Genomic DNA, 25,457 nt, shown 5'->3' with positions numbered 1-25,457 from the left:
CGCGTCAGCCGGCCTCGTCCGGCAGCAGATCGACCACTTCAAAATCGGGCAGCACCGCCTTGCGCAACAGGGTGCGGTGGCATTCGCTAGCGGCGCGTTCGTAGCACAGCAGGGCCACCTTGCGCTCGCGCGCCAGCTCCGCGAGTTGTGCGCCCGCGATCACCGCTTCGGGCAGGTCGAGTTGCGCCGCGTAGATGCATGCCAGCGCGGCATGATCGTGACGGCGCGCGGCGGCGCGGCCGTCCGCCGGGGTGCCAAGCGCCTTGAAATGGCGGTATTCGATGCCGGCCTCGCGCGCGTTGGCGGCCAGCGCGGACTTCGAGAAGCCGGGGCGACGCGAAAGCGGCAGGGCGCGCACATCGGCCAGCAGGTCAACACCCGCGCGATTCAGCGCGGCCATCACCCCGGCCACGGTCGCCTGTTCGTAACCGATGGTCCAGATCACCGGCATCAGAACAGCCGCGATCCGTCGGGCACGGGCCTGTCGGGCGAGAACAGCACTACGCGGCCCTGCTCGTCCGCGAAGCCCAGCGTCAGCACTTCGGACAGCATCTTGCCGATCTGGCGCGGCGGGAAATTGACCACCGCCGCCACCTGGCGTCCCAGCAGCAGTTCGCCTTCATAGAGCGCGGCGATCTGCGCGCTGCTTTTCTTCACCCCCAGCCCCGCGCCGAAATCGATCCACAGCTTCAGGCTGGGCTTGCGCGCTTCGGGAAAGGGTTCGACCTGGATGATCGTGCCGACGCGGATGTCGACTTTCAGGAAATCGTCGAAGGCGATGGCTTCGGCCGGCGGCGCGGCGGGATCATGATCGAGATGCATCGGAGCATTGTGGGGATCGCGGCGCGGACCGCAACCCCCGACTGTCGTGCCCGCCGGTTTCCGATCACCGCCCCGTAAACGCGGGCTTGCGCTTCTGGAGGAAGGCGAGGCCGCCTTCCGTCGCGTCGGCGCTGTTGCCGGCTACGCGTTGCCCCTCGGCTTCGGCCAGCAGCGTTTCGGCCAGGCTGTGTTCCAGCGCGGTCAGGATATTGCGGCGCATCGTGGCATAGGCCAGCGTCGGCCCGGTAGCGAGCCGCGTGGCCAGCGCGGATACCTCGGCCTCAAGATCGGCGTCTTCCACCGCCTTGTGGATCAGGCCCCAGTCGAGCGCCTTGTCCGCGCCGATCTTCTCGCCCAGCATCATCATCTCGGTGGCGCGAGCCTTGCCGATCAGGCGAGGGAGAATCCAGCTCGATCCGCCGTCGGGAACCAGGCCGATGTTGACGAACGCCTGGAGGAAATAACCGCTCTTGCCCGCCACCACAAAGTCCGCCGTCAGCGCGATCGAGCAGCCCACGCCGGCCGCCGCGCCGTTGACCGCCGAGATGATTGGCAGGTTCAGCCGGGCGAGCTTCATGATCGCCGGGTTGTAGTGCCCCTGCAGCGCCAGATAGCTTCCCTCGCCCGCGCCGGTGGTGCGATCGCCGCGCGCCTGAAGGTCCGCGCCCGAACAGAACGCCCGGCCCGCGCCCTTCAGCACCAGTACGCGGGCATCGCCCAGATGATCGAGCGCGTCGGAAATCTCGCCGGCCATCGGCAGCGAGCAGGCATTGAGCCGTTCCGGCCGGTTCAGTGTGATCGTGGCCACGCCATCGGCGATATCAAGCAGGATCGTTTCGTAAGCCATCGTCAGACACCCCTTCCGTGCTTGGCGCACGCGGCGCGATGGCCGGTCGCCAGTCGATTTAATCGATCGGTTAAGTGCAAGGGCTATGCGAGCGGCGCGCGCTTTGCAAGCCCGTTCAGCGGGTGTGTGCCTGCGCGAAAGCGGCCGCCGCGCCGAACAGGCCGGGCTGCGGATGGGTGATAAGCCGCACCGGCATCGCGGCCATGATCCCTTCGAAACGCCCCTTGGCGCGGAAGCGTTCGGCAAAGCCGGACGTCAGCAGCACGTCCTTGATGCGCAGGCCAAGCCCGCCTGCCATGACCAGCGCCGCCGAACCGTGCGCCAGCGCCAGATCGCCCGCCACGCTGCCCAGCGACAGGCAGAAGCGATCGACCGCCGCCGCCGCCAGGCTGTCCTCGCCCGCCATGCCCAGCGTCCACAGCTCCTTGTCGGTGCGCGGGGTAAACGGCTTGCCCTCGATCGCGGCCAGCGTTTCGTAGATGTCGACGATGCCGGGGCCGGCGACCACGCGTTCCGCCGACACGCGGCGGTGGCGCTTGCGCAGGCGGGCGAGGATGGCGTCCTCGATCCCGTCGAGCGGCGCGAAATCGATGTGGCCGCCCTCGGTCGGCTGCACGCGATAGACGCCGTCATGACGCCACAATTGCGCCACGCCCAGCCCGGTGCCGGGGCCGACCACGCTGATCACCCCCTCTTCGGGCAGGGGGGTATCCGGCCCGGTCAGGTGGACGAAATGTTCGGGCGCGGCCTGTGCCACCGCATGGGCCACGGCAGCGAAATCATTGACCACTACATAGTCGTCCGCGCCCAGCTTCTCGGGAATGAGCGCCGGGCGGATGATCCAAGGATTGTTGGTGAAGCGGATGATTTCTCCGCCGACCGGGCCGGCCACCGCGATCGCCGCCGCCTTCGGCAAGGGTGTACCAAGCGTGCGGCCGAACTCCTCCCAGGCAAGCTGGAAGCTGCCGTGTTCGGCCGTCTTTAGCGTTACTGCCTCGCCCAGCGAGACGACGCGGCCCTGCTCCACTTCGGCAAGGGCAAAGCGCGCGTGCGTTCCGCCGATATCGACCGCGACCAGTTGCATCCCCATCCCCGGCTTGTGCGTTTCAGAGCCCTGCGGCCGACAGCATCGCCGAACCGCCGCGTTCGGCCGGGTCGGTATGGTGGCGCATCAGGGCGAAGAGTTCGCGTGCTACGCCAACCGCCTCGGCCGGCGCAATCGCTTCATCGCGCGCAGCCCATTCGGCCGGATCGACGAGCGCGACGAGTTCGCCGCTGTCCGCGCAGACGCGCACCACATCGCCATCGCGCAACCTGGCCAGCGGGCCGCCGAGCTTGGCTTCGGGCGAAACGTGGATCGCCGCCGGCACCTTGCCCGAAGCGCCCGACATGCGCCCGTCGGTGACAAGCGCCACCTTGAAGCCGCGGTCCTGCAATACGCCGAGCGGGGGCGTGAGCTTGTGCAGTTCGGGCATGCCATTGGCGGCCGGCCCCTGGAAGCGGACGACCACGACCACGTCGCGCTCCAGTTCGCCCGCCTTGAACGCGGCGATCACCTGGTTCTGGTCATCGAACACCCGGACCGGCGCCTCGATCGTCCAGCGGGCCGGATCGACCGCGCTGACCTTGATCGTGCCGCGCCCGAGGTTGCCTTCGAGCAGGCGCAAGCCCCCTTCGGGCTGGAACGGCGCGGCCACCGGGCGGAGCATGGATTCGTCCGCGCTCGTCTGCGGCGCGGGGGTCCAGCGCAGCGTTTCGCCGTCCATCACCGGTTCCTGCGCGCCTTCGGCCAGCGACTGGCCATAGACGGTGCGAATGTCGGCATGGGCCAGGCCCGATTCCACCAGTTCACGGATCACGTAGGGCATGCCGCCGGCGGCGTGGAAGTAGTTCACGTCACCCGCGCCATTGGGATAGACGCTGGCGATCAGCGGCACCACACGCGAGAGTTCGTCCATGTCGTTCCAGTCTATCTGCACGCCGGCCGCGCGGGCGATGGCGGGCAGGTGGATGACGTGGTTGGTCGAACCTCCCGTCGCCAGCAGGCCGACGATGGCGTTGACGATCGCCTTTTCATCGACGCAGTGGCCCAGCGGGCGATAGTCGTCGCCGTCCCAGCCGATCCCGGCGATGCGGTGAACGGCGGCGCGGGTCAGTTCCTGGCGCAGCTTGGTGCCTGGCAGGACGAAGCTGGAGCCGGGCATGTGCAGCCCCATCATCTCCATCATCATCTGGTTGGAATTGGCGGTGCCATAGAACGTGCAGGTGCCCGCGCCGTGGTAGCTGGCGCTTTCGCTTTCCAGCAGTTCCTCGCGCCCCACCTTGCCTTCGGCATAGAGCTGGCGGATGCGCACCTTCTCCTTGTTGGCAAGCCCGGTCGGCATCGGCCCCGAAGGCACCAGCATCATCGGCAGGTGGCCGAAGCGGAGCGCGCCGATCAGCAGGCCCGGCACGATCTTGTCGCAAATGCCCAGCAGCAGCGCGGATTCGAACATGCCGTGGCTGAGCGCGACGGACGTGGACAAGGCAATGGTATCGCGGCTGAACAGCGACAGTTCCATCGAATCCTGCCCCTGCGTCACGCCATCGCACATCGCGGGCACGCCCCCGGCGACCTGCGCCGTCGCACCCACTTCGCGAGCGAACAGCTTGATCTGTTCGGGATAGCGGCCATAGGGCTGGTGCGCCGAAAGCATGTCGTTGTAAGCGGTGACAATGCCGATGTTCATCGCCTTGCCGGTGCGGATCGCGGCCTTGTCGTCGCCGCTGGCCGCAAAACCGTGGGCCAGGTTGCCGCACGACAGGATCGGGCGGTTCACGCCCTGTTCGCGCGCGCGGTCGATCAGGTCGAGGTAGCGGCGTCGGCTGTCGCGCGAACGCTCGATGATACGGTCGGTGACCTTGGCGACGATCGGGTTCAGGGTCATCATGCGCTCCAGTAGATCGTGACCGGCGGGCCGAAGCCGCGCAGGAAATCGGAAACGGGATAAGTGTCCGCCCCGCCCAGCACCCGCTGGACGAGCTGTTTTTTCGTCGCGCCGGTGATGACCAGGATGATCTCGGCCGTGGCCTTGAGCGCGCGGCGGTTGAGCGTGAGGCGCGGAAACGGCGCTTCGGACGGCAGCGGCACCGGCGTGGTGGCGATCACCGCCGGGCCGGGCCGGACCAGCGCGTGCATGTGCGGGAACAGCGATGCGACATGCCCGTCCTCGCCCATGCCCAGCCAGACCAGATCGAACGGTGCCACGGCGGCACCTTCGGCAAGCCGCTCCACGGTCACACCGCTATCGCCCAGCGCGGCAACGAGCTTGCCGTAGTTCGAGGCGGGATGGTCATCGGGCACCTGCCGGTCGTCGGTGAGGCAAAGCGTGACCTCCGACCAGTCCAGCGCGCGGTCGGCCAGCAGCGCGAACACCTTTACCGGGGTGGAACCGCCCGGCACCGCAATCCGCTTCGGCCCCGGCTTCGCCAGTTCCGCGGCGATGCGATCGGCCACGGCGGCAGCGTCGCCGGGCTCTGCCCAGCGCACCTCGGCGAGGCGCGGGTCAGTCATTCCAGCTTCGCCCGTCGCGTTCGGTCAGCGCGATTGCCGCGTTCGGCCCCCAGCTTCCGGCGGAATAGCCCTTCACTTCCATGCTTTCGGTGGCCCAGACCTTGCGGATGCCATCGACCCAGCGCCACTGCGCCTCCACCTCGTCACGCCGCACGAACAGCGTCTGCTGGCCTTCGATCAGATCGAGCAGCAGGCGTTCGTAAGCGATGCGGCGGCGGGCCTTGGCAAAAGCGGTGGTCAGCGAGAGATCGAGATTGACCTCGCGCAGCACGATGCCGCCCCGGTCCAGCCCCGGTTCCTTGGCCATGACCTGCAGCCGCACGTATTCCTCGGGCTGAAGGCGGATGACGAGCCGGTTGGCGCGCAACCGGCTGCCGAAGATGTTGTGCGGCACCTGCTTGAACTCGACGACGATTTCCGAGCGCCGTTCGCCCAGCCGCTTGCCGGTGCGCAGGTAGAACGGCACGCCCTGCCAACGCCAGTTCTCCACGTGCGCCTTGATCGCCACGAACGTCTCGGTCTCCGAAGGCTGGCCCAGGTCGTCCTCGTACCCCTTGACGCTTTCGCCCTTCACCGCGCCGGCGCGATACTGGCCGCGCACCATCTCGTCGGCCTTCACCGGGCGCAGTGCGCGCAGCACCTTCACCTTTTCGTCGCGGATCGCGGTCGCGTCGAAATCGACGGGCGGTTCCATCGCGGTCAGCGCCAGCAACTGGAGCATGTGGTTCTGCACCATGTCACGCAGGGCGCCGGTATCGTCGTAGAACCCCTTGCGCCCTTCCAGCCCCACCGTTTCGCTGACGGTGATCTGGATGTGATCGATCCCCGCGCTATTCCACAACGGCTCGAACATCATGTTGGCGAAGCGCAGCGCCATCAGGTTCTGGACGGTTTCCTTGCCCAGGTAGTGATCGATACGGAATATCTGGTTTTCGGCGAAGGCGGCGGCGACGGCATCGTTGATGCGGTTGCTGGATGCCAGATCGTTGCCCAGCGGCTTTTCCAGGCCGATGCGCACCCCTTCGTGCGCCAGCCCCGCGCTTTTCAACCCGGCAATGGTCGGTTCGAACAGCGCCGGGGCGGTCGAGAGGAAGATCGAGAGGCCGCACGAGGTATCGCCCAACTTCTCCGCCAGCCCGGCAAAGCCGGCGATGTCGGACGCGTCGAGCGTCTGGTATTCCAGCCATTCCAGAAAGCTGGCCAGCTTGGTTTCGTCCTTGCGATCGGCGGGCAGGAACTCGTCGAGCGCGGCCTTGGCGAAATCGCGAAAATCGGCGTCATCATGCTCCGACCGGGCGGTGCCGACGATGCGCAGGCCCGGCTCGATCAGCCCGTCCTCGTGCAGCGCATAGAGCGAGGGCAGCAGCATCCGGCGCGAAAGATCGCCGGTGGCCCCGAACAACAGCAGGGCGGAACAGCTTGCCTCAGCCATCGGATGCTTCTCCTTATGGTTTCGTCCGGACCGGGGCCATCCCCTCGAGGCCCCCGTTAGCCCGGTCATTCCAAACTTGCACAACGCATAAGTATGCGATCGGTGGCCTATCCCGGAAGCGCGACCAGCAATCCGCCGTAGCCCGGCAGGTCGCCCACTTCCTCCAGACTGGCGCCGTTAACGCTTGCGAGCACCTGTCCGGCGATCGCCAGCCCTTCGGGCAAGGCGACCGGGCGCGACGAAAGATTGAACAGGCCGGCCACCGCCTGTCCCTCATGCCTGCGCACGAAGGCCAGCACGTCCGCATCCGCATGGATCACCTCGAACGAACCAAGGCGCAGCGCGGGCGTGGCCCGCCGCAAGGCCAGCAGATTGCGCGTCCAGTGAAGCAACGAGGTAGGCTCAGCCTCCTGCACATCGACGGCGCGCGAAAGGTTCTCCGCGCCCATCGGCAGCCACGGCGTGCCGGTGGTGAAGCCGCCGTTCGGCGCGTCTACCCGCCACGGCATCGGCGTGCGCACGCCATCGCGCGAGAGCGTCAGCGGCCAGTTGGCGATGGCTTCCGGGTCTTGCAGCAGTTCGAACGGAATATCGTCCTGCACCAGCCCCAGCTCCTCGCCCTGATAGAGGATCACGTTGCCGCGCAGGGCCAGCAACAGCATCTTCTTGAGCGGCGCGAAGGCGGCGCGCTCCTCCGGCGCGCACCAGCGCGAGACCGCGCGCGGCGCATCGTGGTTCTCGAAGGCCCAGCTTGGCCAGCCCTCGCCCGGCGCGCCGGTCCACTTCGCCAGCGTATCGCGGATCAGCGCGGGCGTCAGGCTTTCGGCATAGAGGAAATCGAAGCCATAGGCGCTGTTCAGGCGGTGCGCGCCGGCGGTGTATTCCTTCATCTCGATCTCGGCGCGGGCGCCGCCCACCTCGGCCACGGTAAAGATCGCGTCGTAACGGTCGCACAGCTTGCGGATACGCTCCACGAACAGCGCGACATCCGGGTGCGACTGGCTGAACACCTTTTCCTGGAAATCGAACGGCCGCGTGCGGATACGCCCGTCGTCCGCCACCGGCGGGTTATCACGCAATTGCGGGTCGAACATCGAATGGTTGAGCGCATCGAGCCGGAAACCATCGACCCCGCGATCCAGCCAGAACTTCGCGGCCTCCAGCAGCGCGTCCTGCACCACCGGGCTATGGACGTTGAGCTGCGGCTGTTCGCGCAGGAAGGTGTGCATGTAATATTGCCGCCGCCGCGCGTCCCACGTCCACGCCGGACCACCGAACACTGACTGCCAGTTGTTGGGCGGCGTGCCATCGGGCTTCGGATCGCGCCAGACATACCAGTCCGCCTTGTCACCGTCGCGGCCCTGCCGACTCTGCGCGAACCATGGATGCAGGTCCGAGGTATGGGCATAGACCTGGTCGATCGTGACCTTCAGCCCCAGTTCGTGCGCGCGGGCGACCAGCGCATCGAAATCGGCGAGCGTGCCGAAGATCGGATCGACATCGCAATAATCCGCCACGTCATAGCCGAAATCGCGCATCGGCGAGGTGAAGAACGGCGAGATCCAGATGCCGTCTACCCCCAGCTTCGCCACGTGATCGAGCCGCGCCGTGATCCCGGCGAGATCGCCCACCCCATCGCCATCGGCATCGGCGAAGCTGCGGGGATAGATCTGGTAGATCACCGCCCCGCGCCACCACGGCGCGGTGACTGGAGCGGACAGGCTGGCGTCACGGCTTGCGGTCATGGGCCTCATTTCGACAGGTTGGCGAAACGGAACATACCCGATCACGGTCATCCCGCAATGCACACAAACCGCGATGCCGCCCGACAATTCGTATGCGCGAACCCGATCGAGCGCTGACGCGACAGTTTTATCGAATATCCGCGAAGGGTTTGCGACCCCGCCCCGTTTTAGGGGTGTCGGCCATGAACGGATCGTCCGGCGCGTGCTGCGCTGCAACGTCCACTATCGGGTTCGCACCCTGAAACAAGGAGCCACCATGGAACTGCTCCCTATGACATCCTTTCCCACATCCCCCCCCGTCCAGCCCCGCGCCGAAGCGCATGTCGTCATCCTGGACGACGACGCCGATCTGCGCGCGTTGATCGGTGACTACCTGGAAAAGCAGGGGCTGTCCGTCACGCTGGCGGCGAACGGGCAACAACTGCGCACGACCCTTGCTGCCGGCAAGGTCGATGCAGTCGTGCTCGACCTGATGATGCCGGGCGAGGACGGCCTTTCGATCCTGCGCGACCTGGCGGATCGCCCCGGCGCGCCTTCAGTGCTGATGTTGTCGGCGATGGCGGCCGACATCGACCGGATCGTGGGGCTCGAACTGGGGGCGGACGACTACCTCGCCAAGCCGGTCAACCCGCGCGAACTGCTGGCGCGGCTGCGTGCGGTGCTGCGCCGGCGCGGCACCGGCGTTCCCGCCGATGGCAGCGCCATCACGCGCTTTGCCGGATGGACGCTTGATGCGCAGTACTACACCGTGCGCGATGCGGCCGGCGCCGAAGTCGAACTGACCAGCGGGGAGTTCAAGCTGCTGCATGCTCTGGCCGTGCGCGCCGGGCGGGTCATCAGCCGCGAGGAACTGCTCACCGCGCTCTATGGTGATGAAGGCGAGGCTTTCGATCGCGCGATAGACGTCGCGGTTTCGCGCCTTCGCGCCAAGCTGATGCGGCATGATGGCGATAGCCTGATCCGCACCATCCGCGGCGAAGGCTATCTGTTCGCCGCCCGCAACTGATGAGACGTTGATGGCGGGCTGGAAAAGCGCCAGCCTGACGACCCGGCTGGGCGTCGTCATGCTGGCGGCTCTGCTGCTGGCGACGCTCGGCAATTTCATCGTCACCTTCTCCGGGCCGCCGCCCTATCCGCGCCCGATGCCGATCGAGGAGCTGCTGCCGGTTCTCGCGAAGGGCCGGCCCTTGTCGCGCCTTGCCTCGACCACCCGGATCGAACGCGGCAGCGCGCAGTTCCTGCCGCAGCCGGGCGAAGTGCCCGTGCCGGCCGCCGCCGCGCGGATCGACGATCTCCTGCCCGATTGCGACGGGTGCGTGCAACTTTCGGTGGAGCGCGGCGCGCTGATCCAGCGCCGCCCCCTCGAAGCGCCGCTGGCGATCCGTGAAACCTTCTCGCTCGGCATACGCCGCGCGGACGGCACATGGTCGATCGCGCGCTATACCCGGCGGCCGTTCATTACCGGATGGCACTGGGCGACGCTGGCGATGACGCTGGCGCTGGCCGTGCTGCTGGCGGGCGTGTCGTTCCGCCTCGCGCGCAGCATCGTGCAGCCGTTGCGCCGCCTCGGTGCGGAAGCGGACCGCGTCGTCAACGAACACGATGGCATCACCATCACCAGCGGCGGGCCACCCGAAGTCGCGCAACTGGCGCAGGCCGTGGCCGCCATGCGTGATCGTCTGGCGGGGCTGGTGGAAAACCGCACGCAGATGCTGGCAGCTATCGCGCACGATATGGCCGCACCGGTCTCGCGCCTGGAATTCCGCCTGCATCAGCTGCCGCCCGAGGCGCGCAACGGTGCCGAGCGGGACCTTACGGAACTGGCCGACATGATCGGCAGCATCATCGACTATGCGCGTGGAACGGCGGGCAGCCGCAAACGCGCGGTGGACATGAAGGCGCTGTGCGCGAATGCAATCGCGACGATCGATCAGGAAGAAGGCCGGCTGGCGTTCCGTGCGCCGGAGGAAGACTGCACCGTCAACGGCGATCCGATGACGCTGCACCGGCTGATCGCCAATCTGGCGGTCAATGCGCTGCGCTATGCCGGCGGCGGCGAACTGACGTTGGAGGGGAATGCGCACGGGATCGTCGCACGCATGGCGGACCGCGGACCGGGTTTTCCACCCGAGCTTGCCGAAAGCCTGTTCGAGCCGTTCTTCCGCGTGGAAGGATCACGCAGCCGCGAAACCGCCGGCACCGGGCTTGGCCTTGCCACCGCGCGCGACGTGGCGAAAGCGCATGGCGGCACGCTGACCGCGGCGAACCGCGCGGGCGGCGGGGCGGAATTCGTGCTGACCCTGCCGCGCGCCTGAAGCGGCCTCAGCCCTGCCAGACCCAGTAACGCGGCCCGAACCGCACTTCGAGCGCGGCAAGCTGTTCGCGGTGGATCGCGCGCACGCGTTCGGGCGTGGTGGCCAACGAAGGATCGATTTCCTCGATCTTCAGGCTGGTCTTGTCCTCGTAGAGATGTTCACCAGCCAGACGGGCGCTGCCATCGTAAGGCCAGACGAAGGCCTGCCGGCTCGATACATGGTAGAGCCCTTCATCCCTCTCTGCTGCATAGCCCACAGCCTTCAGGTCCGCGCCGCGCGCCAGCTGGTGGAACGTGATCTCGTCGCAGATGCCCCAGTCGTTGACGGCAAGCCGGTCGTCCGAATGCCACAGCACGGTTTCGCCCACGCTGTTGTAAAAAGCGAGCACGCCGTCCTTGCCTTCGACCACGGCGGGGCTGTCTCCCCAACTCACGCGATAGACCGGGTGATCGACCATCATGTCGGGCTTCACGATCTCGTCGTATAGCCCTGCGCCCTCCAGGTGAACATGCCGCCAGAAATTGAGCAGGATCGCCTTGTGCAGCGAATCGTCGGTCCGTTCGTAGAGCGCCTGAGTGGGCTTCATGCAGTCGAAGACCGCCTGTTCGATGGCATTCATCGGATATTCTCCCGCAACGTGTTCCGCGTCAGGCGGTCGGGTCGATCAGCACCTTGCACTGGTGCGTACGCTTGCGCAGCGTCTCGAACACGTCGGGCGTGGCATCGAGCGCAATGGTGTCGGTCACCAGCAGGCGCGGTTCGGCCGCGCCGCTATCGAGCGCGTCCAGCGCCGCCTCGTATTCCTGCCGGGTGAAGAAGGCCGATGTCACGAGGCGCACTTCCTTCGACAGCATGGCGAAGCTGTTGAAGGTATCGGGCCGGGTACACAGGCCCAGCAGCAGGATCGTGCCCCGGTTGCGCACCTGATCCACCGCCTGCGCGATTAATCCGGGCACGCCGACGCATTCGAACACCACATCGGCCTTGCCGCCCAGCGCGCGTTCGGCGCTGCCGATCGGATCGGCGGGATCGACCACGAAATCGTGCGCGCCCATCGCCAGCGCGCGATCGCGCTGCCACGTTGCGAGATCCTGCACCACCACGCGCCCCGCGCCATGGCGGCGCGCCCAGAACGCGACGGCAAGGCCGATCGGCCCGGCGCCGAGGATGAGCACCCGGTCGCCAATACGCATCCCGCTCATGGCCAGACCGTGCAGCGCCACGGCCAGCGGTTCGATGATCGCACCATCGGCCAGGCTGGCCGTCTTCGGCAGGCGCACGCACTGGTTGGGCCGGGTCAGCGCATATTCGGCATAGCCGCCGCCCTGCAGGCCGAACTGATCGCACCAGGCGACTTCGCCCGAGCGGCACGACGGGCATTGGCCGCAACTGCGGAGCGGAACGACCGAGACGAGATCGCCCATGCCCAGCCCTTCCACGCCCTTCCCCAGCGCCACCACTTCACCGGCGAACTCGTGCCCCAGCACCGATCCCGCGCCCATGCCATAGGCGGGGTCTTCGGTCATGTGCAGGTCCGAGCCGCAGATGCCGCAACGGCCCACGCGCACGACGACCTCGCCCTCGCCCGGTACGGGATCGGGCACGGTCTCGATCGCCAGCGGCCGGTGAAGGCCCTGCATCACGGCTGCGCGCATCGTCCTGCTTCCTTCCTAATGCGCGGTCTGGCCGCCATCGATCACGAACGTCGCGCCGTTGATGAAGCTGGCGGCGTCCGAACAGAGATGCAGCACGGTGCCCGCGATCTCCTCCGGCTGCGCGGCGCGGCCGCTGACGTTGCCCGCGAAAAACGCCGCGCGGAAGTCGGCGCTGTCGGCCCAGTGCTGCGTCATCGGGGTGACGACGAAGCCCGGCGCGATGGCGTTCACGCGAATGTTGGAGCGGGCGTAATCGATCGCCGCCGCCTTGGTCAGCCCCACGACCGCGTGCTTCATCGCGACATAGGCCGCCATGTTGGGATCGGCGATCAGCCCGCCAACCGAGGCGGTGTTGACGATCGCGCCGCCGCCCACTTTCAGGAAATGCCGGATTTCGGATTGCAGCGCGTACCACACGCCCTTGAAATCGACATCGACGGCCAACGCCATCTCCTCGGGCGGAACCTCGTGCAACGGGCGTTGCGGCGGCAAGACGCCGGCGTTGTTGAACGCCGCATCCATCCGTCCGAAGCGTTCCACGCAAGCCGCGACGAGCGCCTCGACAGCGGCGGCATCGGTCACGTCGGTCGGCACGAACGCGCCCTCGCCCCCGGCTTGCGCGATCAGCGCCACCGTTTCGCCCGCGCGGTCGTCCTTGTCGCCGATCATCACCCGCGCGCCTTCACGCGCGAAGGCCAGCGCCGTGGCGCGGCCTATGCCCGTCGCGCCGCCGGTAATGAGCACCGCCTTGCCGGCATAGGTTCCTTTCACTCCTGCCATGCCGGCTGCTCCCCCTTGGCCACTTTCGACGAGTTCCCCAGCAGGAAATCGCCCAGAACGTCGACTGCATCCGGATAGGCCTTCTGCACCCGCGCGCGCAGATCGGCGCTGTCCTTACTGGCGGCGACCAGCTTCGGCCAGTCGGCGATATAGCGCCGGCTGAAGTCCAGCCCGCTGGTATCATTGGGCAAGCCCGGCTTGCTGTGGCCGGGCACCACCATATCGGGCTTCAGCGCGGCGAGCTGATCGATCGACCGGCCCCAGGCGGCGATGGCGGCGGCGTCATGCTCGCCGAACCACAGGTACATCTGGTTGTAGACCAGATCGCCGGGGAACAGCGCCTTGATCGACGGCACCCACAGCGCGGTGGCATGGACGTGATCGCCGGCCATCGGTCCGATCACCTTCAGCTCCCGGCCCTCCAGCATGATCGTATCGCCATCGAGCGGCGCGGGCGCGGTGGGATGGCGCGGGGCATTCGCGCCCAGCACGGGAGTCCAGCGCTTGACCTTGAACGGAAGCGATTTCCAGATGTCGGCCGTCACCGTGGGATGCGCCACGATCTTCACGTCGGGAAAGGCATCCTTGATGACTTCCATCGCGAAGAAGTGATCGGGATGATCGTGCGTGACGTAGAGCGTGGTCAGGTGCTTGCCGCTGTCGAGCACCATCGCGACGACGCGGTGCGCGTCGGCCAGAGTGAACGGCGCGTCCACCAGCACCGCATCCCGCTCGCCTTCGATCAGGGCGATGTTGGCATAGAGCGATCCGCCGCTGGTGCGCAGCACTTCCACCGTCAACGGCTTCTGCGGAGCTTGCGTCTGGGCCTGCGCTGGCGCGCAAGGCAGGGCGATGGCGGCAAGGGCCGCGAGCAGGGTCTTGCGGATCATTTGTATTTCCCCAGCATCATGCCGCCATCGATGACGACGTGGCTTCCGGTCATGTAGTCCGAGGCGTCGGAAGCGAGCAGCAGCGCCAGCGGCTTGATCTGGTCAGTATCGGCCAGCTTGCCCAGAGGAACGATCGCGTCCCACGCCTGCCGCGCCACCGGGTCCTTCTTGAGCCAGCCCCCGCCGATGTTGGTGACGAACGGCCCTGGCGCGATCGCGTTGATGCGGATGCGGAACTCCGCCAGTTCCAGCCCCAGCGCGCGCACCATGTGCAGCACGCCCGCCTTGGCCGGCATGTAGGGCAGGCCCACGATCGGTTCGGTGACCAGGCCTGCGTTCGACGCGGTGGTGATGATCGAACCGCCGGTGCGGCCGTTGGCGCGCCCTTCCTTCTTCATGATCCGCACGGCATTGCTGACCGTGTAGAACACGCCGGAAAGATTGACGGCGATCGACTTGTCCCAGCGCGCCGGATCGTAGGTATCGACCTGGCCGTCCGGGTTGCGGTGGCCCGCCGGGTTCCAGAAGCCGGCGCCGGCATCGATCCCGGCGTTGGCAAAGCAGATATCGAGGCCACCATAGGCCTTGTCGTGCGCATCGAACGCGGCGGCCACGGCATCGGAGCGGGAAACGTCGCAGACGTCGGCGCGTGCCTCGTACCCGGCTTCGCGCAGGCGTGCGGCCTCGCGTTCGGCGCCCTCGGCATCGATGTCCGCCAGCGTGACCGCCGCGCCGGCTTCGGCCATGGCCTCGGCATAGGCAAGGCCTATCCCCGAAGCCGCACCGGTAACCAGCGCGCTTCTGCCCTTGATGTCGAAGCAATCCAGTGTCGCCATGTGGCTCTTCCTTCTCCCGCCGCGCCGTTCAGGCTTCGGCCTGTCTTTCCCGCTCGATCAGCCGTTGCAGCATCCGCCGCGCCCGTACTCCGCCGCCGTCGCCATTCAGGATCAGCGGGCGCAGATCCCAGAAATCGTGGCGGCGCATCAGCCGGTGGCTGTCGCGGATGATCGGCATGTCCTCGTGTTCGAAAGCATATTCCAGCGCCGCGCGCATGCCCGCTGCGAACTCTGCGTTTCCCAGAGCGAAATCCCGTGCCGTCGCCCAGAAGTAATGGGTGGTATCGGGCGTTTCCGGCGTGAAGGCGTGGACCGAGGGCAGCAGCGTGCAGCTCTCGCGCGGAGTCCCCGGATCGCCGGCGCGGAAATCGAAATAGAGCACGGCGGGCGCGTGCCACACCACCTCGCCATAGAAATCCTGCTTGCGGCCGATCCGCCCGAGCATACCGCCGATGCCTTCGGACAGGTAATCGTCCAGCCGCACATATTCGGCGTGAACGGTTTCGCCGTCCTGCCAGAACCTCCGCGCGCCTTCGGTGAAGGCGCTCGCCACCAGCGCGGGATGGACGAAGTTGGCGTGGCTGAGATCGAGGATGTTGTCGCTATAAAGCTCGTAGTGCCCTTCGGCCACGGTCGCGCCGCGCACCGCTTCCCAGCGCGGATCGGCCAGCCACGCGAAATCGGGAATGCGTGCGGCATCCGCCTTCGCCGGATCGCCCATCCAAATCCACAGCAACCCGTGGCGTTCTTCCAGCGGATAGACCGGCAGTCGGCCATCGGGCAGTTGCCCGCCCGGGTGCGGGTTATGCACGCAGCGGCCCGCCCCATCAAAACGCAGCCCGTGATAGGGGCACATCAGCGTGCCATCGACAACCGTGCCATTGCCCAGCGGCGCGAAACGGTGCGGGCAGCGCCCGCCGACGGCACGGGCCTTGCCGGTTTCGTCGCGAAAAAGGGCGACCGGTTCCTCGAGAAAGACCCGCGCCATCGGCGCGACGCCCAGATCGGAAGCCCAGGCGGCGACATACCAGCAATTGCGCAGGTAGGTTCCGCGTGGGGTTTCCGAAAGCCTCGGGACCGGTCGGCCCTCTCCCCTCATGACTCGTTGCTCACACACGATATCGCAGCGTCGGAAAGCCCACCCCCAACCCCTCCCGCTTGCGGGAGGGGAGCGAGACTTGCCAGCCCTTAGGGGCGGCTAGTCGCAGCGGGTTGGGCACTGCGCGCGCCCTAGAGATACAACTGCGGGTTGATCGGGATGTTGTTCTCCCGGCAATAGCTTTCGTAGTGGTTCATGAACCACCACACGTCGAGCGTTTCCACGTGGTTGCCGTTCTCGTCGAAGAACTCGTTGGCGCCCTGCATGTGGAACAGCGCCTTCATGCCGTTGGGGTCGTCGGTGACGAGCGTATGCGCGGTGCCCGGCGTTTCGGTGATGAACTCGCCCGGGCGGCACACCCAGTCATATTCCAGATAGCGGAAGGACCCTTCCAGTCCCACCGCCCAGACGCGGCCACGGTGCTTGTGCGTGCCGATCACGCCCGGCCCCTTGATCCACAGGATGTTAACGTAGATGTTCTCGCGCACGTCGAACGCCAGATGGCGAATCGCGGCATTGTCGCCGAATGGCACCCACGGGCTCTCCGCCTCGGACGCGCCGACATACGTACCCTCGACGCCCTTGGCACGGATCAGGTCACCATAAAGCTCGGGAACCTGAACGATCTTGTATGCGCCCGACGGCGGGGCCTTCATCGTACCCATGACGGTCTTGTCCTTCAAAGATAAAGCTTGGGGTTGATGGCGAGGCCGTGCTCGCGGCAATGGGTCTCGTAGTGGTTGATGAACCACCAGACGTCCGTGGTATCCACGAACACGCCCTTGTCGTCGTAGAACTCGATCGGCCCCTGCATCCAGCCGAACAGCTTGCACCCTTCCGGATGGTCGCTGACCAGCGTGTGGCTTTCCCCCGGCGTTTCCAGGATCAACCCGCCGGGCGTCGCCACCCAGTCGTATTCGAGATAGCGGACGCTGCCTTCCAGGCAGACCATGGTGATCGTGCCGCGGTGAAAATGCGTGCCGATCACGCCCGGCCCCTTCACCCACAGGATGTTGGAGAACAGGTTCTGGCGCACATCGAACGCCAGGTGCTTGATCGCCGCGTTGTCGCCGAACGGCACCCAGGGGCTGTCGACATCGGTCTGCGCGTCGATGTAGCGGCCGCCGGGGCTCAGCCGCTGGACCAGTTCACGATGCGCGAAAGGAACGTCGACGATTTCGGCCTTGGTGGACGGCGGCGCGGTCATCACGGTCATGGGAAAGTCCTCACCTTAGCGGATCAGGGTATCGACGTAGTCCGCGCCGATGCCGTTCGAGGCATAGTGTGCGCGCGCCGCGGCCATGTAGTCGAACACGTCGTAATGCCCGGTGGTGTTGCCTTCCTCGTCCAGCCACATCAGCGGACCGGACACGACGAAGAACACCTTCATCGGATCGGGATGGTCGTAGCAGACCAGCGTGTGGCTCTCGCCCGGCGTCTCGTAGATGAAATCGCCCGCCGTCGCGGTCCATTCGTGCTCAAGATAGGCCCACTTGCCGCTGATCGTGTAGGCCCAGATCGGGTGCGGGTGATAGTGCCGGTTCACGAGGCCCGCCTGCTTCGACATCAGCACGTCTGCCCACATATTCTTGGCCGGGCTGATCCACACCGGCTTGGAGAACACGGTCTCGCTGATCGGCACCCAGTACCGTTCGTCGCCTTCAGCGATCTTCGGCATGTAAACTTCGGGAAGCCCGCCTTCGCGAAAGACCTTGGCGACCGGCTTGATGTCCTTCCAGAATTCGGAATGCGGGGATTCGGGCATGGTATCCTCGTTGGGGTAGGCGCGAGCGGCAGGCATCCCGCCGCCCGCGCAAGTGTCAGAACGTCAGAACTTCACGCCAAGCCGGGCGTACCATTCGGCCGGGCGGTTGTAGGTGCCGTAGATCTGCCCGCCGGCAAGCTGGGCCTGGCCAGTGATGAGCAGGCGCTTGCTGGTCAGGTTGGTGCCACCGACGGTCAGGTCCCAATTGCCCGAAGGCGCCTTGTAAGTGGCGCTGGCGTTGACCAGCGCGTTGCCGGGCCGCATCAGCAGATAGGTGCCTTCGGTGTCGTTCTTGACCGCGCTGGTGTAGGTCACGTCGCCCAGGAACACGAGCTTGCCGTGATCACCGAGGTCCGCTTCGTAGCGCGGGCTGATGTTGACCTTCCACTTGGGCGTCTTGGGCAGCGTGGCGCCCGGGATCACGCCCGCCTGCAGCGCCGAAGGCGCCACCTGCGCGCCGGCCAGGACGCTGGTGTAGTAGGCATCGGTATAACCGACCGATCCCGTCAGCGTGAACCCGCCACCTGGCGCCGCCGTCATCTCGATTTCAAAGCCCTTGATGCGCGCATCGCCGGCGTTCTGGATGGTCGGCGAAACGCCCTGCTGGAAGTTGAGCTGGATGCCCTTGTAGTTGGTCAGGAAGGCGGCGGCGTTGATCTGGAGTTGGCGGTCAAGCAATTCCGACTTCACGCCGATTTCCCAGGTTTCGGCCTTTTCCGGCCCGAAGCCCGGCGCATAGGGCAGCGGGTTCGACAGGCGCGTCGTCCAGCCGCCGGTCTTGTAGCCCCGCGACCACGAACCGTAGAGCATCACGTCGTCGGTGGCATGGTACTGGATGCCGACCTTGGGCGAGAAGTTGCTGAACGTCTTGTGCTGCACGCCGGCCACGTAATAGCGCAGCGGCTGCCCGGGATTGGGGAAGTTGTTGTCGATGCGGCACTGGTTGCTGATCGGGTTGAGCGAAGCGCAGTTCGGGTCGCCGAACGCCTGTGCCAGCTTGTAGTTCAGCCCGTTGGCGTCCGACTGGAAGCCTTCGAAGTCCTTGTTCTCGTGCGTGTAGCGGCCGCCCAGCGTGATCGATAGCTGTTCGGTCAGCATGTAGTCCAACTGGCCGTAGAAGGCGTAGTTGCGGGTCGCCAGGTTGTTCGGCCCGTCCACCTGCAGCAGGCCCTCGGCGAACGTCACGTAATCGTGCAGGTCGCCCGATTCCTTGAAGTAGTACCCGCCCAGCACGTACTTCAGCTTCTTGTCCATCGCCGTGCCGGTCAGCTGCAATTCCTGGCTGAACTGCTTCTGGTTCATCGAGAAGCTGGTGTGCAGGAAGTTGAGCGGCGAACTGTCGAGGTCCATGCCGACCTTCCAGTGCAGCTCGCGATAGGCGGTGATCGACTTCAGCGTGGCGTTGTCAGACAGGTCGTACTCCAGCGTCACCGCCGCGCCGCCCTGCTTCAGCTTGTTGAAGTTGTTGCCGTTGGCGTAGCTGGTGTCGATGTTGTTGGTGACGAACCGGTTGTCATAGGGCAGGCGGTTGTTGTCCGGATTGGCATCGGTGTTGACGCCGAACAGCGCCGGCAGGTCGAACAGGCTGTTCAGGCCACCGCGCCGCGCGGTGTAGGCGATCGAGGGCGGGCCGCCGATGAAGGAATCGCACGGGCCGGTCGCGCCGCCCACCGTCACCGTCGGGTTGCCCGCGATGGCGCAGTTGTAGGTGCCGGCGAACACCGCCGGGAACGTGGTGATCACGCGGTTGGCGATCTGTGAGGTATCCGTGTTGCTGTAATCGCCGGTCACTGTCGCGCGGAAGGCCCCGTTGGTGTACTTGATCTTGCCGCGCAGGTTGTAGGTATTGTCGCCACCCTCGGTGCCGTAGCCGCTGTTGTTGTAGCCGGCGGCTTTAAGCGACGTAATCGGATCAAACGCATACGACGACGCACCCGGATAGGGCATGCGGTGCAGGTAGCCGCCGCGGCGGTTGACCGCGAAGCTCAGCGAGGAGGCAAGGCCTTCGGCGATCGGCACATCCACCGTGCCCTTGACGTTGATCAGGCTATAGCTGCCGGTGGTGACGCTGCCCACGAAGCGGAACTGATCGCCCGGATCGTGCGTGACGATGGAAATCGCGCCACCGATCGTGTTGCGGCCGAACAGCGTGCCCTGCGGACCTTTCAGCACTTCGACACGGTCAACATCGGGCAAGTCCTGGTTCGCGCCGACCGAGCGGGCGAGATAGACGCCGTCGAGATAGATGCCCACGCCCGGATCGATGTTGAACGCAAAGTCGTTGGCGCCGATGCCACGGATATAGGCGGCCAGGACCTGGCTCGACCCCGAGAACGGCGTGCCCGCATCGAGCGTCACGTTCGGGGCGATGTTCGATAGTGAGGCGACGCTGGTCACCGCGCGCTCCTGCAAGGCGCCCGCCGTGAACGCGCTGATCGCGATCGGCACGTCCTGCACGTTTTCCGCGCGCTTCTGCGCGGTCACGACGATCTGCTCGATGCCGCCGCTGGATTCCTGTTCGTCCGCAGCCATGGCCGGTGTGGCCAGCGCCGTGGCGAGCACGGCAAGTGAAACCGGTGCGAGTTTCATGCTCTTCTCCTCTCCCAAAAGTCCGTTATCTGGTGCTACCGCGCAAAACGCGGACACTGTTGGCAGTGTTCTGTAACCCCTCCCTCTTTCGCCTGCTTGCACTGGTGCGCAGGGCGATCAGGACGGAAACGCAAATCCTTCACGCACGTCTCAGCGCGCTGCCCTCCAATCGCGCGGCGCGACGCCGAAGTGCTGGCGGAAGCAGCGCGCGAAATAGGCGCTGTCGTTGAACCCCAGCTCGAAGGCGATGTCGGTAATGCTGGCATCCGGCGTGGAGACCAGCCGGTCCGCGGCGCGGCGCAGACGGCGTTCGAGAATGTAGGCGGTGGGCGTGGTGCCCATCCCCGCGAACAGGTTCTGGATCGTGCGGACCGAAGTGTTGCAGACTTGCGCCAGCATCACCGTGCGCAGCGCCGGGTCGCCCAGGCTGGCTTCCACGACCGACAGCACGCGCTCCCGCAGGACGTGATCGTTGGCGCGATCCTCGGCTGGCCGCTTAGCCCCCCGCATCGCGAGAGCGAACAGATCATAGAACACCGAGGTGACGCCGCGTTCCCATTCCGGGTCCTGCTGGCTCTGATCGCCAAGCTGCCACAGCGACAGCAGGAAATCGTGGAACACGCGTCCCCCGGGGGTGCCACCATGCAACCTTTGCCGCATCAGATCGTCTAGCCCCGGAAAGCGCTCGACCAGCGGCGCGCGGGGAAATTCCACCACCAGCAATTCGTGCCCGGTCAGTTCGATCGAATAGGGGCGGTGTGCCGACCCCAGTACGAAGTCGCCGGGCTGGAGAAGACTTTTCCCCCCCGTCCTGCATGTGGCGGCTCTTGCCCCGGCATTGCAGGTGCAGGATCACCCGCTCCTCGGCGCTGTCGGTACCGCGCCGGCCGACGAAGGACTGGGTCGAACGCGGGCGGATCATGGCGAGGTCGCCGACGTTCCAGCTCCACATCTCCTCCCGGAACTCCTCGCCGGGGGTGTTGACGAATGTGCCCGTGTAGATCCGGTCGACAAGATCGTTCCAATACCGCAACCGCTGCGTGGGTGCGATGCCCGTTGTCGCGAACTTCTCGATTGCCCCCATCGCCCCCTCCGTTCAGGTCAAAGCCGCCGCACCGACGGCGCCGCTGCGCCGCGCGACGATGCGCGGCGCGGATTCGACCAGCCCCAGCGCGCACAGGCCCGCAAGGATGGTCAGGACAAGCATCAGCCACAGCGGCGCCGAAAGGCCCCACCCGTCGGCCAGCGTGCCGGCCAGGAAAGGGCTCAGCACGCCGCCCAGAACCTCGCCCGTGCCCATGACCACGCCGGTCAGCGTGGCGGTAAGGCGCGGGTCGACCGATTCCGAAGGGATCGTCGCCATGAACATCGGGAACAGGCCGTTCAGCCCCCACCCGAAGAAGAAGATCGCGGCCAGGACCCAGGGCGATCCGGTGTAATACAGTCCACCCAAAGGCAGGATCACGCCCAGGAAGGCGAAGAAGATCATCACCGGACGGCGGCCGATGGCATCGGAAATCGCCGGCACCACGAAGCTGCCGATCCCGGCGGAAATGCCCAGCGTGGCCATCAGCCAGCTCATCGTCTCGGGCGCGAACCCGCGATGCTTGGTCAGGAACAGCGGCATGAACGCCCAGCACACGACAAGGTAGGAGACCAGCAGCACCGAGATTACTGCGCAGAGCACCACGTTGCGGTGCGCGAAAGCCTCGCGCAGCGTGACGCGGGGATGATCGCCATCGTCCGCGGGCGCCGGCGGTTCGCGCAGCGTGAACCAGATCAGCGCGGCGGTGATCAGGCCGGGCGCGGCGGCGAGATAGAACCCGCCGCGCCAGCCCACCGCCATCGCCACGGGGACGAGCAGGATCGGCGCGAGGCCCGATCCCAGCAGGTTGGAACCAAGGTTCTGCGCCACGCCCATCGCCAGCCCGCGCCGTTCGGGCGCCACTTCGCTGACGATCATCGAATGGCTGACGGGCATCACCCCGCCTTCGGCCGCGCCCATCAGCAGGCGCGCACCCAGCAGCATCATGAACGAGGACGCCATGCCCGAAACGAACGAGCACAGGCAGAACGCCAGCGTCGCGACCACGACCACCGGCTTTCGCGAGCCGAGCCGGTCGGAAATGCGGCCGACCGCGAGGCCCGAAAGCGCCCAGGTGAGCGAGAGCGCCGAGCTGAACATGCCGACCTGCGTGTTCGACAGGTGCAGGTCTGGCTGCACGAACGGCATCAGGAAGTTGAGCGCGTTGCGGTCGAAAAACAGGATGCCGAAATTCAGGCTGAGCAGCGCGGTGACCCAGACCTGGTATCCCCCTCCAGCCACCGTTCCAGCGGCCGCCTTCCCGGCATCGTTCATCTGGCCGTCGCGCATGCTGTTCTCCCGTTCTCTTATCCGGCAATCACGCCAATTTCCCTTTCCTGTTAGGCCGCGTGCCCTCTCCTCTCTTGCATTGGCGCGCAGACCATCAGGATCAGCGCGCAAGTTCATGCCCGGCATCCTCAGAGGAACGGGCGCACCGGATCGGCGCCGTCCCAGTCCAAAGAGGCTTTCCAGAACCGCGTGAAATGCTCGTCCATGCCCGGCGTTGCCGGGATCAGTTCGAGAAACCCCGGCGCGGCCGCGTCTCCGCCTTCCAGATAGGCGACAGCGCCCCCGGTGGGCACGGCGGCACGGAAGGCCAGGCGATAGGCGCGTTCGAGGTATCCCGGCAGCTCCGCGTCCACATCGGCGCAGGCGATACCAAAATGATGGAAGCCATAGCCCCGCTCCTCGATCGTCTCGCGATAGACCGAGGGATGATCGTCGAGCGGCTGGATCAGCTCGATCTGCATATGCCCGGCAAAGCCCATCGCTATGGTGACATCGGCGCGCGAGGGCTCGCCCCGGTAGAACTGGTCCGGCGCCAGAAAATGGTCGAGCAGGAAGAACGGGCCAGCCCCGCAATCGCGTATGAAATGATCGATCGACGCGCGGATGTCCGCGACGACGAACGCCGTCTGCATGATCCCGCCGAATGGCTGTCCGAACCCTAGTTTCGTCATGCCCATGCTTCCTTCATGCACGGGCGATTCCACCGGATCACCGGCGGAACACCCGTCCCTCGTCCCTGTCGCGGCCACCGTCTTTCCCGGCGATGGTCCGCAGCGTCAGCGCCCGTTCAGAGCGTAATCACGACCTTGCCGAACAGGCTGGCCGATCCCTGATAGTTCCAGGCATCGCGCGCCTGTTCGATCGGGAACGTCCGGTCGATCACCGGCTTGATCGCGTGCTTGTCGACAAAGGCGTTGAGCCGTTGCGCCATGCCGCGCGATCCCACGAAAATTCCGCGCAGCGTGGCGCCCTTGAACATCAGCCCGTGCGGACTGGTATCGCCTTCGCGCGTCAGCACGCCGATCAGCGCTATCTCGCCCGCGAAACCCACTGCCTGTATGCTCTGCGCCAGCGTGCCCGCGCCACCGACCTCGACGACGTGATTGACACCGCCACCCGCCAGCCGCGCGGCTTCCGCGCCCCACGCGGGCACCGCGCGGTAATTGATCCCTTCGGTCGCACCCAGCGCGCGGACCCGATCCAGCTTCTCGTCGGAGGACGAGGTGGCGATCACGCGCGCGCCGGCTGCCTTGGCGATCTGGAGCGCCAGCAGCGATACGCCGCCGGTGCCCAACACCAGCACGCTTTCACCGGCCTGCACCGGACGCGGCCCTTCCATCAGTGCGTTCCACGCGGTCACACCGGCGCAGGGCAGGCAGGCCGCCTCCTCGAAGCCCAGGCTTTGCGCCAGCGGCACCACGCCCCGTTCGGGCAGGACCACATAGTCCTGCAACATGCCCGTTGCCGGCGGAGCGCCAAGCGCCGGGCCCGCCTGCGGATTGGGCGGGCCATCGGCCCAGTTCTGGAAAAACGTGCCGGCCACGCGATCGCCGACGCGAACGCTTGTCACGCCGGCACCCACCGCCTCGATCTCGCCCGCGCCATCGGACAGGGGAACCGTGTCGCGATCGACCGCTCCGCCCATGTACAGTCCCAGTGGAATGATCTGGTCGCGATAGTTCAGCGAACAGGCCCTGACCCGGACCAGCACTTCACCCGGCCCAGGCACGGGCTTTTCCGCCTCGACGAGCTTCAGCCCGTCAAGCGAAGAAGAACCCTTTTCGATCACCCACTGCCGCATCGTGCCTTTCCTCTCCCGCCAAGCAGTCTCGCCGAAGCGGCTGGCGTAATTAATCAGCAACGCAAACGGATTTCACTGTACGAAACTTATTTGTCCTTCCCTTCGATCTCGAGCCCGATGATCCGCGCGGTCCGGCGCAACGCTTCGAGATTGCGTGCGATTACCACCTCTTCCGCTCCCCGCCGTGCGGGCCACGTCACGTTGATCGCCGCGACAGGCGTGCCTTCGACGATGATCGGCACGGCCATGGACCGGCGGCCATCGCGCAGCACCAGTTGCCGCGACCGGTCGGGCCACGGATGCAGCGGCTCGCGCGAGGCGTGGCCGCGTTGGCGCGTCTGCTGCAGGATCTGGCGCAAGTCTTCCTCGGTTCCCTCGCTCGTTTCCTTCGGTCTAAGCCGCGCGATGATCGCCTCGCGCTCGGCCTCGCCGCACGCCGCCAGATAGGCCCGGCCCGTCGCGGTGTGGATATAGGACAGCTTTACCCCCACCGGCCCCAGCACCGCCGAATCGAGTCGGAACAGCGGCCCGTTGGTCTCGATGATTTCCATGTGATCGAGCCGCGGCACGGCCAGGACCGAAGGCCAGGCGATCCGCGTGCTGAGCGCCTTCATGTGCTGCGAGGCGACTTCGGCGATGCGCTCCGCCGAAGCGACCGGGGCCGCCGTCGAGGCATAGGCGTGCGGCAGATAGGCGCCATCGGCAAGGCGCTGCCAGATCAGTCCCTTGCGGCCCAGCGTCATCAGCATGCGCAGCAAGGTGGCCTTGGGCAAGCCAAGCGCCTGGTGCAATTCGTGCAGGCTGGCCGCTTTGCGCGCCTGCACTTCGAGCAGCACGTCCAGCCCGCGTTCAAGCGCGCGGACGGTCTTGACCTTCCGTTCCAGCATCATCCCCGTTTCACCTTATGCAACGCAAAGTCGCCAAACCATCGTGCAAAGTCAATCGCGCTGTCGC

The 25,457-nt window shown here is 66.3% G+C and carries 25 protein-coding genes and 1 pseudogene; 2 read left to right on the top strand and 24 right to left on the bottom strand.

The window, feature by feature from the left end; genetic code table 11:
- Positions 1-4: 4 nt before the first annotated feature.
- The 8 genes from F1640_RS19530 to F1640_RS19495 all read right to left on the bottom strand — a co-directional run bounded on the left by F1640_RS19530 (position 5) and on the right by F1640_RS19495 (position 8,399).
- Complete coding sequence (locus F1640_RS19530) at positions 5-451, bottom strand: DUF488 family protein (RefSeq protein ID WP_194920851.1); 447 nt, start codon at positions 449-451, stop codon at positions 5-7.
- Positions 451-822, bottom strand: coding sequence for a tRNA-binding protein (locus F1640_RS19525; RefSeq protein WP_194920850.1), 372 nt, complete (start codon positions 820-822; stop codon positions 451-453). Before F1640_RS19525 ends, F1640_RS19530 begins: the two co-directional genes overlap by 1 nt.
- A gap of 64 nt (positions 823-886) precedes the next feature.
- The gene (locus F1640_RS19520) at positions 887-1,669 is read right to left on the bottom strand and encodes an enoyl-CoA hydratase-related protein (RefSeq protein WP_194920849.1); all 783 of its coding nucleotides are present in this window, start codon (positions 1,667-1,669) and stop codon (positions 887-889) included.
- Between the two features lie 115 nt (positions 1,670-1,784).
- The gene (locus F1640_RS19515) at positions 1,785-2,753 is read right to left on the bottom strand and encodes a glucokinase (RefSeq protein ID WP_194920848.1); all 969 of its coding nucleotides are present in this window, start codon (positions 2,751-2,753) and stop codon (positions 1,785-1,787) included.
- Positions 2,754-2,775: 22 nt separating this feature from the next.
- On the bottom strand, positions 2,776-4,599 hold the full coding sequence (gene edd, locus F1640_RS19510; protein ID WP_194920847.1) for a phosphogluconate dehydratase: 1,824 nt from the start codon (positions 4,597-4,599) through the stop codon (positions 2,776-2,778).
- Positions 4,596-5,222, bottom strand: a complete 627-nt coding sequence (locus F1640_RS19505; protein WP_194920846.1) for a 6-phosphogluconolactonase — start codon at positions 5,220-5,222, stop codon at positions 4,596-4,598. The genes edd and F1640_RS19505 overlap by 4 nt, the downstream gene beginning before the upstream one ends.
- Positions 5,215-6,654 carry a glucose-6-phosphate dehydrogenase gene (gene zwf / locus F1640_RS19500; RefSeq protein ID WP_194920845.1) on the bottom strand — a complete coding sequence of 480 codons (1,440 nt, stop codon included), beginning with the start codon at positions 6,652-6,654 and terminating at the stop codon, positions 5,215-5,217. The genes F1640_RS19505 and zwf overlap by 8 nt, the downstream gene beginning before the upstream one ends.
- A 107-nt stretch (positions 6,655-6,761) precedes the next feature.
- Positions 6,762-8,399 (bottom strand): alpha-amylase family glycosyl hydrolase, encoded by a 1,638-nt coding sequence (locus tag F1640_RS19495; protein ID WP_194920844.1) that lies wholly within the window; start codon positions 8,397-8,399, stop codon positions 6,762-6,764.
- 256 nt (positions 8,400-8,655) lie between these two features.
- On the opposite strand from F1640_RS19495, the gene F1640_RS19490 reads away from it, so the two are divergent.
- Entirely contained in the window at positions 8,656-9,405 is a 750-nt protein-coding gene (locus tag F1640_RS19490) for a response regulator (protein ID WP_255530413.1), read from the top strand.
- A 10-nt stretch (positions 9,406-9,415) separates the two neighbouring features.
- Complete coding sequence (locus F1640_RS19485) at positions 9,416-10,714, top strand: sensor histidine kinase KdpD (protein ID WP_194920843.1); 1,299 nt, start codon at positions 9,416-9,418, stop codon at positions 10,712-10,714.
- Positions 10,715-10,721: 7 nt separating this feature from the next.
- Here F1640_RS19485 and F1640_RS19480 read toward each other — a convergent pair whose 3' ends face one another.
- The 16 genes and pseudogenes from F1640_RS19480 to F1640_RS19410 all read right to left on the bottom strand — a co-directional run bounded on the left by F1640_RS19480 (position 10,722) and on the right by F1640_RS19410 (position 25,393).
- Entirely contained in the window at positions 10,722-11,333 is a 612-nt protein-coding gene (locus tag F1640_RS19480; RefSeq protein ID WP_194920842.1) for a hypothetical protein, read from the bottom strand.
- 28 nt (positions 11,334-11,361) lie between these two features.
- Positions 11,362-12,369: an alcohol dehydrogenase catalytic domain-containing protein gene (locus tag F1640_RS19475; protein WP_194920840.1), complete on the bottom strand. Its 1,008-nt coding sequence runs from the start codon at positions 12,367-12,369 to the stop codon at positions 11,362-11,364.
- Positions 12,370-12,384: 15 nt separating this feature from the next.
- On the bottom strand, positions 12,385-13,149 hold the full coding sequence (locus F1640_RS19470) for an SDR family NAD(P)-dependent oxidoreductase (protein ID WP_194920839.1): 765 nt from the start codon (positions 13,147-13,149) through the stop codon (positions 12,385-12,387).
- Positions 13,137-14,039: an MBL fold metallo-hydrolase gene (locus tag F1640_RS19465; protein ID WP_124807405.1), complete on the bottom strand. Its 903-nt coding sequence runs from the start codon at positions 14,037-14,039 to the stop codon at positions 13,137-13,139. The genes F1640_RS19470 and F1640_RS19465 overlap by 13 nt, the downstream gene beginning before the upstream one ends.
- A complete protein-coding gene (locus F1640_RS19460; RefSeq protein ID WP_194920838.1) occupies positions 14,036-14,875 on the bottom strand; it encodes an SDR family NAD(P)-dependent oxidoreductase in 840 nt (279 codons plus the stop codon). Before F1640_RS19460 ends, F1640_RS19465 begins: the two co-directional genes overlap by 4 nt.
- A gap of 28 nt (positions 14,876-14,903) precedes the next feature.
- Positions 14,904-15,974: an aromatic ring-hydroxylating dioxygenase subunit alpha gene (locus F1640_RS19455; RefSeq protein WP_194920836.1), complete on the bottom strand. Its 1,071-nt coding sequence runs from the start codon at positions 15,972-15,974 to the stop codon at positions 14,904-14,906.
- Positions 15,975-16,105: 131 nt separating this feature from the next.
- The gene (locus F1640_RS19450) at positions 16,106-16,639 is read right to left on the bottom strand and encodes a 2,4'-dihydroxyacetophenone dioxygenase family protein (RefSeq protein WP_124807408.1); all 534 of its coding nucleotides are present in this window, start codon (positions 16,637-16,639) and stop codon (positions 16,106-16,108) included.
- A 14-nt stretch (positions 16,640-16,653) separates the two neighbouring features.
- Positions 16,654-17,190, bottom strand: a complete 537-nt coding sequence (locus F1640_RS19445) for a 2,4'-dihydroxyacetophenone dioxygenase family protein (RefSeq protein WP_125955490.1) — start codon at positions 17,188-17,190, stop codon at positions 16,654-16,656.
- Positions 17,191-17,205: 15 nt separating this feature from the next.
- A complete protein-coding gene (locus tag F1640_RS19440; RefSeq protein WP_124807410.1) occupies positions 17,206-17,739 on the bottom strand; it encodes a 2,4'-dihydroxyacetophenone dioxygenase family protein in 534 nt (177 codons plus the stop codon).
- A gap of 63 nt (positions 17,740-17,802) precedes the next feature.
- A complete protein-coding gene (locus tag F1640_RS19435; protein ID WP_194920834.1) occupies positions 17,803-20,328 on the bottom strand; it encodes a TonB-dependent receptor in 2,526 nt (841 codons plus the stop codon).
- 150 nt (positions 20,329-20,478) lie between these two features.
- Positions 20,479-20,727, bottom strand: a complete 249-nt coding sequence (locus F1640_RS25440) for a helix-turn-helix domain-containing protein (protein ID WP_255530615.1) — start codon at positions 20,725-20,727, stop codon at positions 20,479-20,481.
- A 180-nt stretch (positions 20,728-20,907) separates the two neighbouring features.
- Positions 20,908-21,138: pseudogene (locus F1640_RS25435) on the bottom strand (hypothetical protein); the annotation flags it as partial.
- A 286-nt stretch (positions 21,139-21,424) separates the two neighbouring features.
- A complete protein-coding gene (locus tag F1640_RS19425; protein WP_194920831.1) occupies positions 21,425-22,702 on the bottom strand; it encodes an MFS transporter in 1,278 nt (425 codons plus the stop codon).
- 128 nt (positions 22,703-22,830) lie between these two features.
- Positions 22,831-23,373, bottom strand: a complete 543-nt coding sequence (locus F1640_RS19420; RefSeq protein WP_125955486.1) for a VOC family protein — start codon at positions 23,371-23,373, stop codon at positions 22,831-22,833.
- Positions 23,374-23,489: 116 nt separating this feature from the next.
- Positions 23,490-24,503 carry an NAD(P)-dependent alcohol dehydrogenase gene (locus tag F1640_RS19415; RefSeq protein ID WP_194920830.1) on the bottom strand — a complete coding sequence of 338 codons (1,014 nt, stop codon included), beginning with the start codon at positions 24,501-24,503 and terminating at the stop codon, positions 23,490-23,492.
- 86 nt (positions 24,504-24,589) lie between these two features.
- Positions 24,590-25,393: a helix-turn-helix domain-containing protein gene (locus tag F1640_RS19410; protein WP_223806401.1), complete on the bottom strand. Its 804-nt coding sequence runs from the start codon at positions 25,391-25,393 to the stop codon at positions 24,590-24,592.
- Positions 25,394-25,457: the final 64 nt, after the last annotated feature.

Source organism: Novosphingobium sp. NBM11 (genome assembly GCF_015390225.1).
In the GTDB taxonomy this organism is placed as follows: Bacteria; Pseudomonadota; Alphaproteobacteria; order Sphingomonadales; family Sphingomonadaceae; genus Novosphingobium.
This window is presented reverse-complemented; position numbering and strand designations above follow the sequence as displayed.

Excerpts from the sequence above, each read along its gene's own strand:
- F1640_RS19530 (WP_194920851.1), bottom strand. The coding sequence starts at position 451 with ATGCCGGTGATCTGGACCATCGGTTACGAACAGGCGACCGTGGCCGGG.
- F1640_RS19525 (WP_194920850.1), bottom strand. The coding sequence starts at position 822 with ATGCATCTCGATCATGATCCCGCCGCGCCGCCGGCCGAAGCCATCGCC.
- F1640_RS19520 (WP_194920849.1), bottom strand. The coding sequence starts at position 1,669 with ATGGCTTACGAAACGATCCTGCTTGATATCGCCGATGGCGTGGCCACG.
- F1640_RS19515 (WP_194920848.1), bottom strand. The coding sequence starts at position 2,753 with ATGCAACTGGTCGCGGTCGATATCGGCGGAACGCACGCGCGCTTTGCC.
- edd (WP_194920847.1), bottom strand. The coding sequence starts at position 4,599 with ATGATGACCCTGAACCCGATCGTCGCCAAGGTCACCGACCGTATCATC.
- F1640_RS19505 (WP_194920846.1), bottom strand. The coding sequence starts at position 5,222 with ATGACTGACCCGCGCCTCGCCGAGGTGCGCTGGGCAGAGCCCGGCGAC.
- zwf (WP_194920845.1), bottom strand. The coding sequence starts at position 6,654 with ATGGCTGAGGCAAGCTGTTCCGCCCTGCTGTTGTTCGGGGCCACCGGC.
- F1640_RS19495 (WP_194920844.1), bottom strand. The coding sequence starts at position 8,399 with ATGACCGCAAGCCGTGACGCCAGCCTGTCCGCTCCAGTCACCGCGCCG.
- F1640_RS19490 (WP_255530413.1), top strand. The coding sequence starts at position 8,656 with ATGGAACTGCTCCCTATGACATCCTTTCCCACATCCCCCCCCGTCCAG.
- F1640_RS19485 (WP_194920843.1), top strand. The coding sequence starts at position 9,416 with ATGGCGGGCTGGAAAAGCGCCAGCCTGACGACCCGGCTGGGCGTCGTC.
- F1640_RS19480 (WP_194920842.1), bottom strand. The coding sequence starts at position 11,333 with ATGAATGCCATCGAACAGGCGGTCTTCGACTGCATGAAGCCCACTCAG.
- F1640_RS19475 (WP_194920840.1), bottom strand. The coding sequence starts at position 12,369 with ATGCGCGCAGCCGTGATGCAGGGCCTTCACCGGCCGCTGGCGATCGAG.
- F1640_RS19470 (WP_194920839.1), bottom strand. The coding sequence starts at position 13,149 with ATGGCAGGAGTGAAAGGAACCTATGCCGGCAAGGCGGTGCTCATTACC.
- F1640_RS19465 (WP_124807405.1), bottom strand. The coding sequence starts at position 14,039 with ATGATCCGCAAGACCCTGCTCGCGGCCCTTGCCGCCATCGCCCTGCCT.
- F1640_RS19460 (WP_194920838.1), bottom strand. The coding sequence starts at position 14,875 with ATGGCGACACTGGATTGCTTCGACATCAAGGGCAGAAGCGCGCTGGTT.
- F1640_RS19455 (WP_194920836.1), bottom strand. The coding sequence starts at position 15,974 with ATGAGGGGAGAGGGCCGACCGGTCCCGAGGCTTTCGGAAACCCCACGC.
- F1640_RS19450 (WP_124807408.1), bottom strand. The coding sequence starts at position 16,639 with ATGGGTACGATGAAGGCCCCGCCGTCGGGCGCATACAAGATCGTTCAG.
- F1640_RS19445 (WP_125955490.1), bottom strand. The coding sequence starts at position 17,190 with ATGACCGTGATGACCGCGCCGCCGTCCACCAAGGCCGAAATCGTCGAC.
- F1640_RS19440 (WP_124807410.1), bottom strand. The coding sequence starts at position 17,739 with ATGCCCGAATCCCCGCATTCCGAATTCTGGAAGGACATCAAGCCGGTC.
- F1640_RS19435 (WP_194920834.1), bottom strand. The coding sequence starts at position 20,328 with ATGAAACTCGCACCGGTTTCACTTGCCGTGCTCGCCACGGCGCTGGCC.
- F1640_RS25440 (WP_255530615.1), bottom strand. The coding sequence starts at position 20,727 with ATGCTGGCGCAAGTCTGCAACACTTCGGTCCGCACGATCCAGAACCTG.
- F1640_RS19425 (WP_194920831.1), bottom strand. The coding sequence starts at position 22,702 with ATGCGCGACGGCCAGATGAACGATGCCGGGAAGGCGGCCGCTGGAACG.
- F1640_RS19420 (WP_125955486.1), bottom strand. The coding sequence starts at position 23,373 with ATGACGAAACTAGGGTTCGGACAGCCATTCGGCGGGATCATGCAGACG.
- F1640_RS19415 (WP_194920830.1), bottom strand. The coding sequence starts at position 24,503 with ATGCGGCAGTGGGTGATCGAAAAGGGTTCTTCTTCGCTTGACGGGCTG.
- F1640_RS19410 (WP_223806401.1), bottom strand. The coding sequence starts at position 25,393 with ATGATGCTGGAACGGAAGGTCAAGACCGTCCGCGCGCTTGAACGCGGG.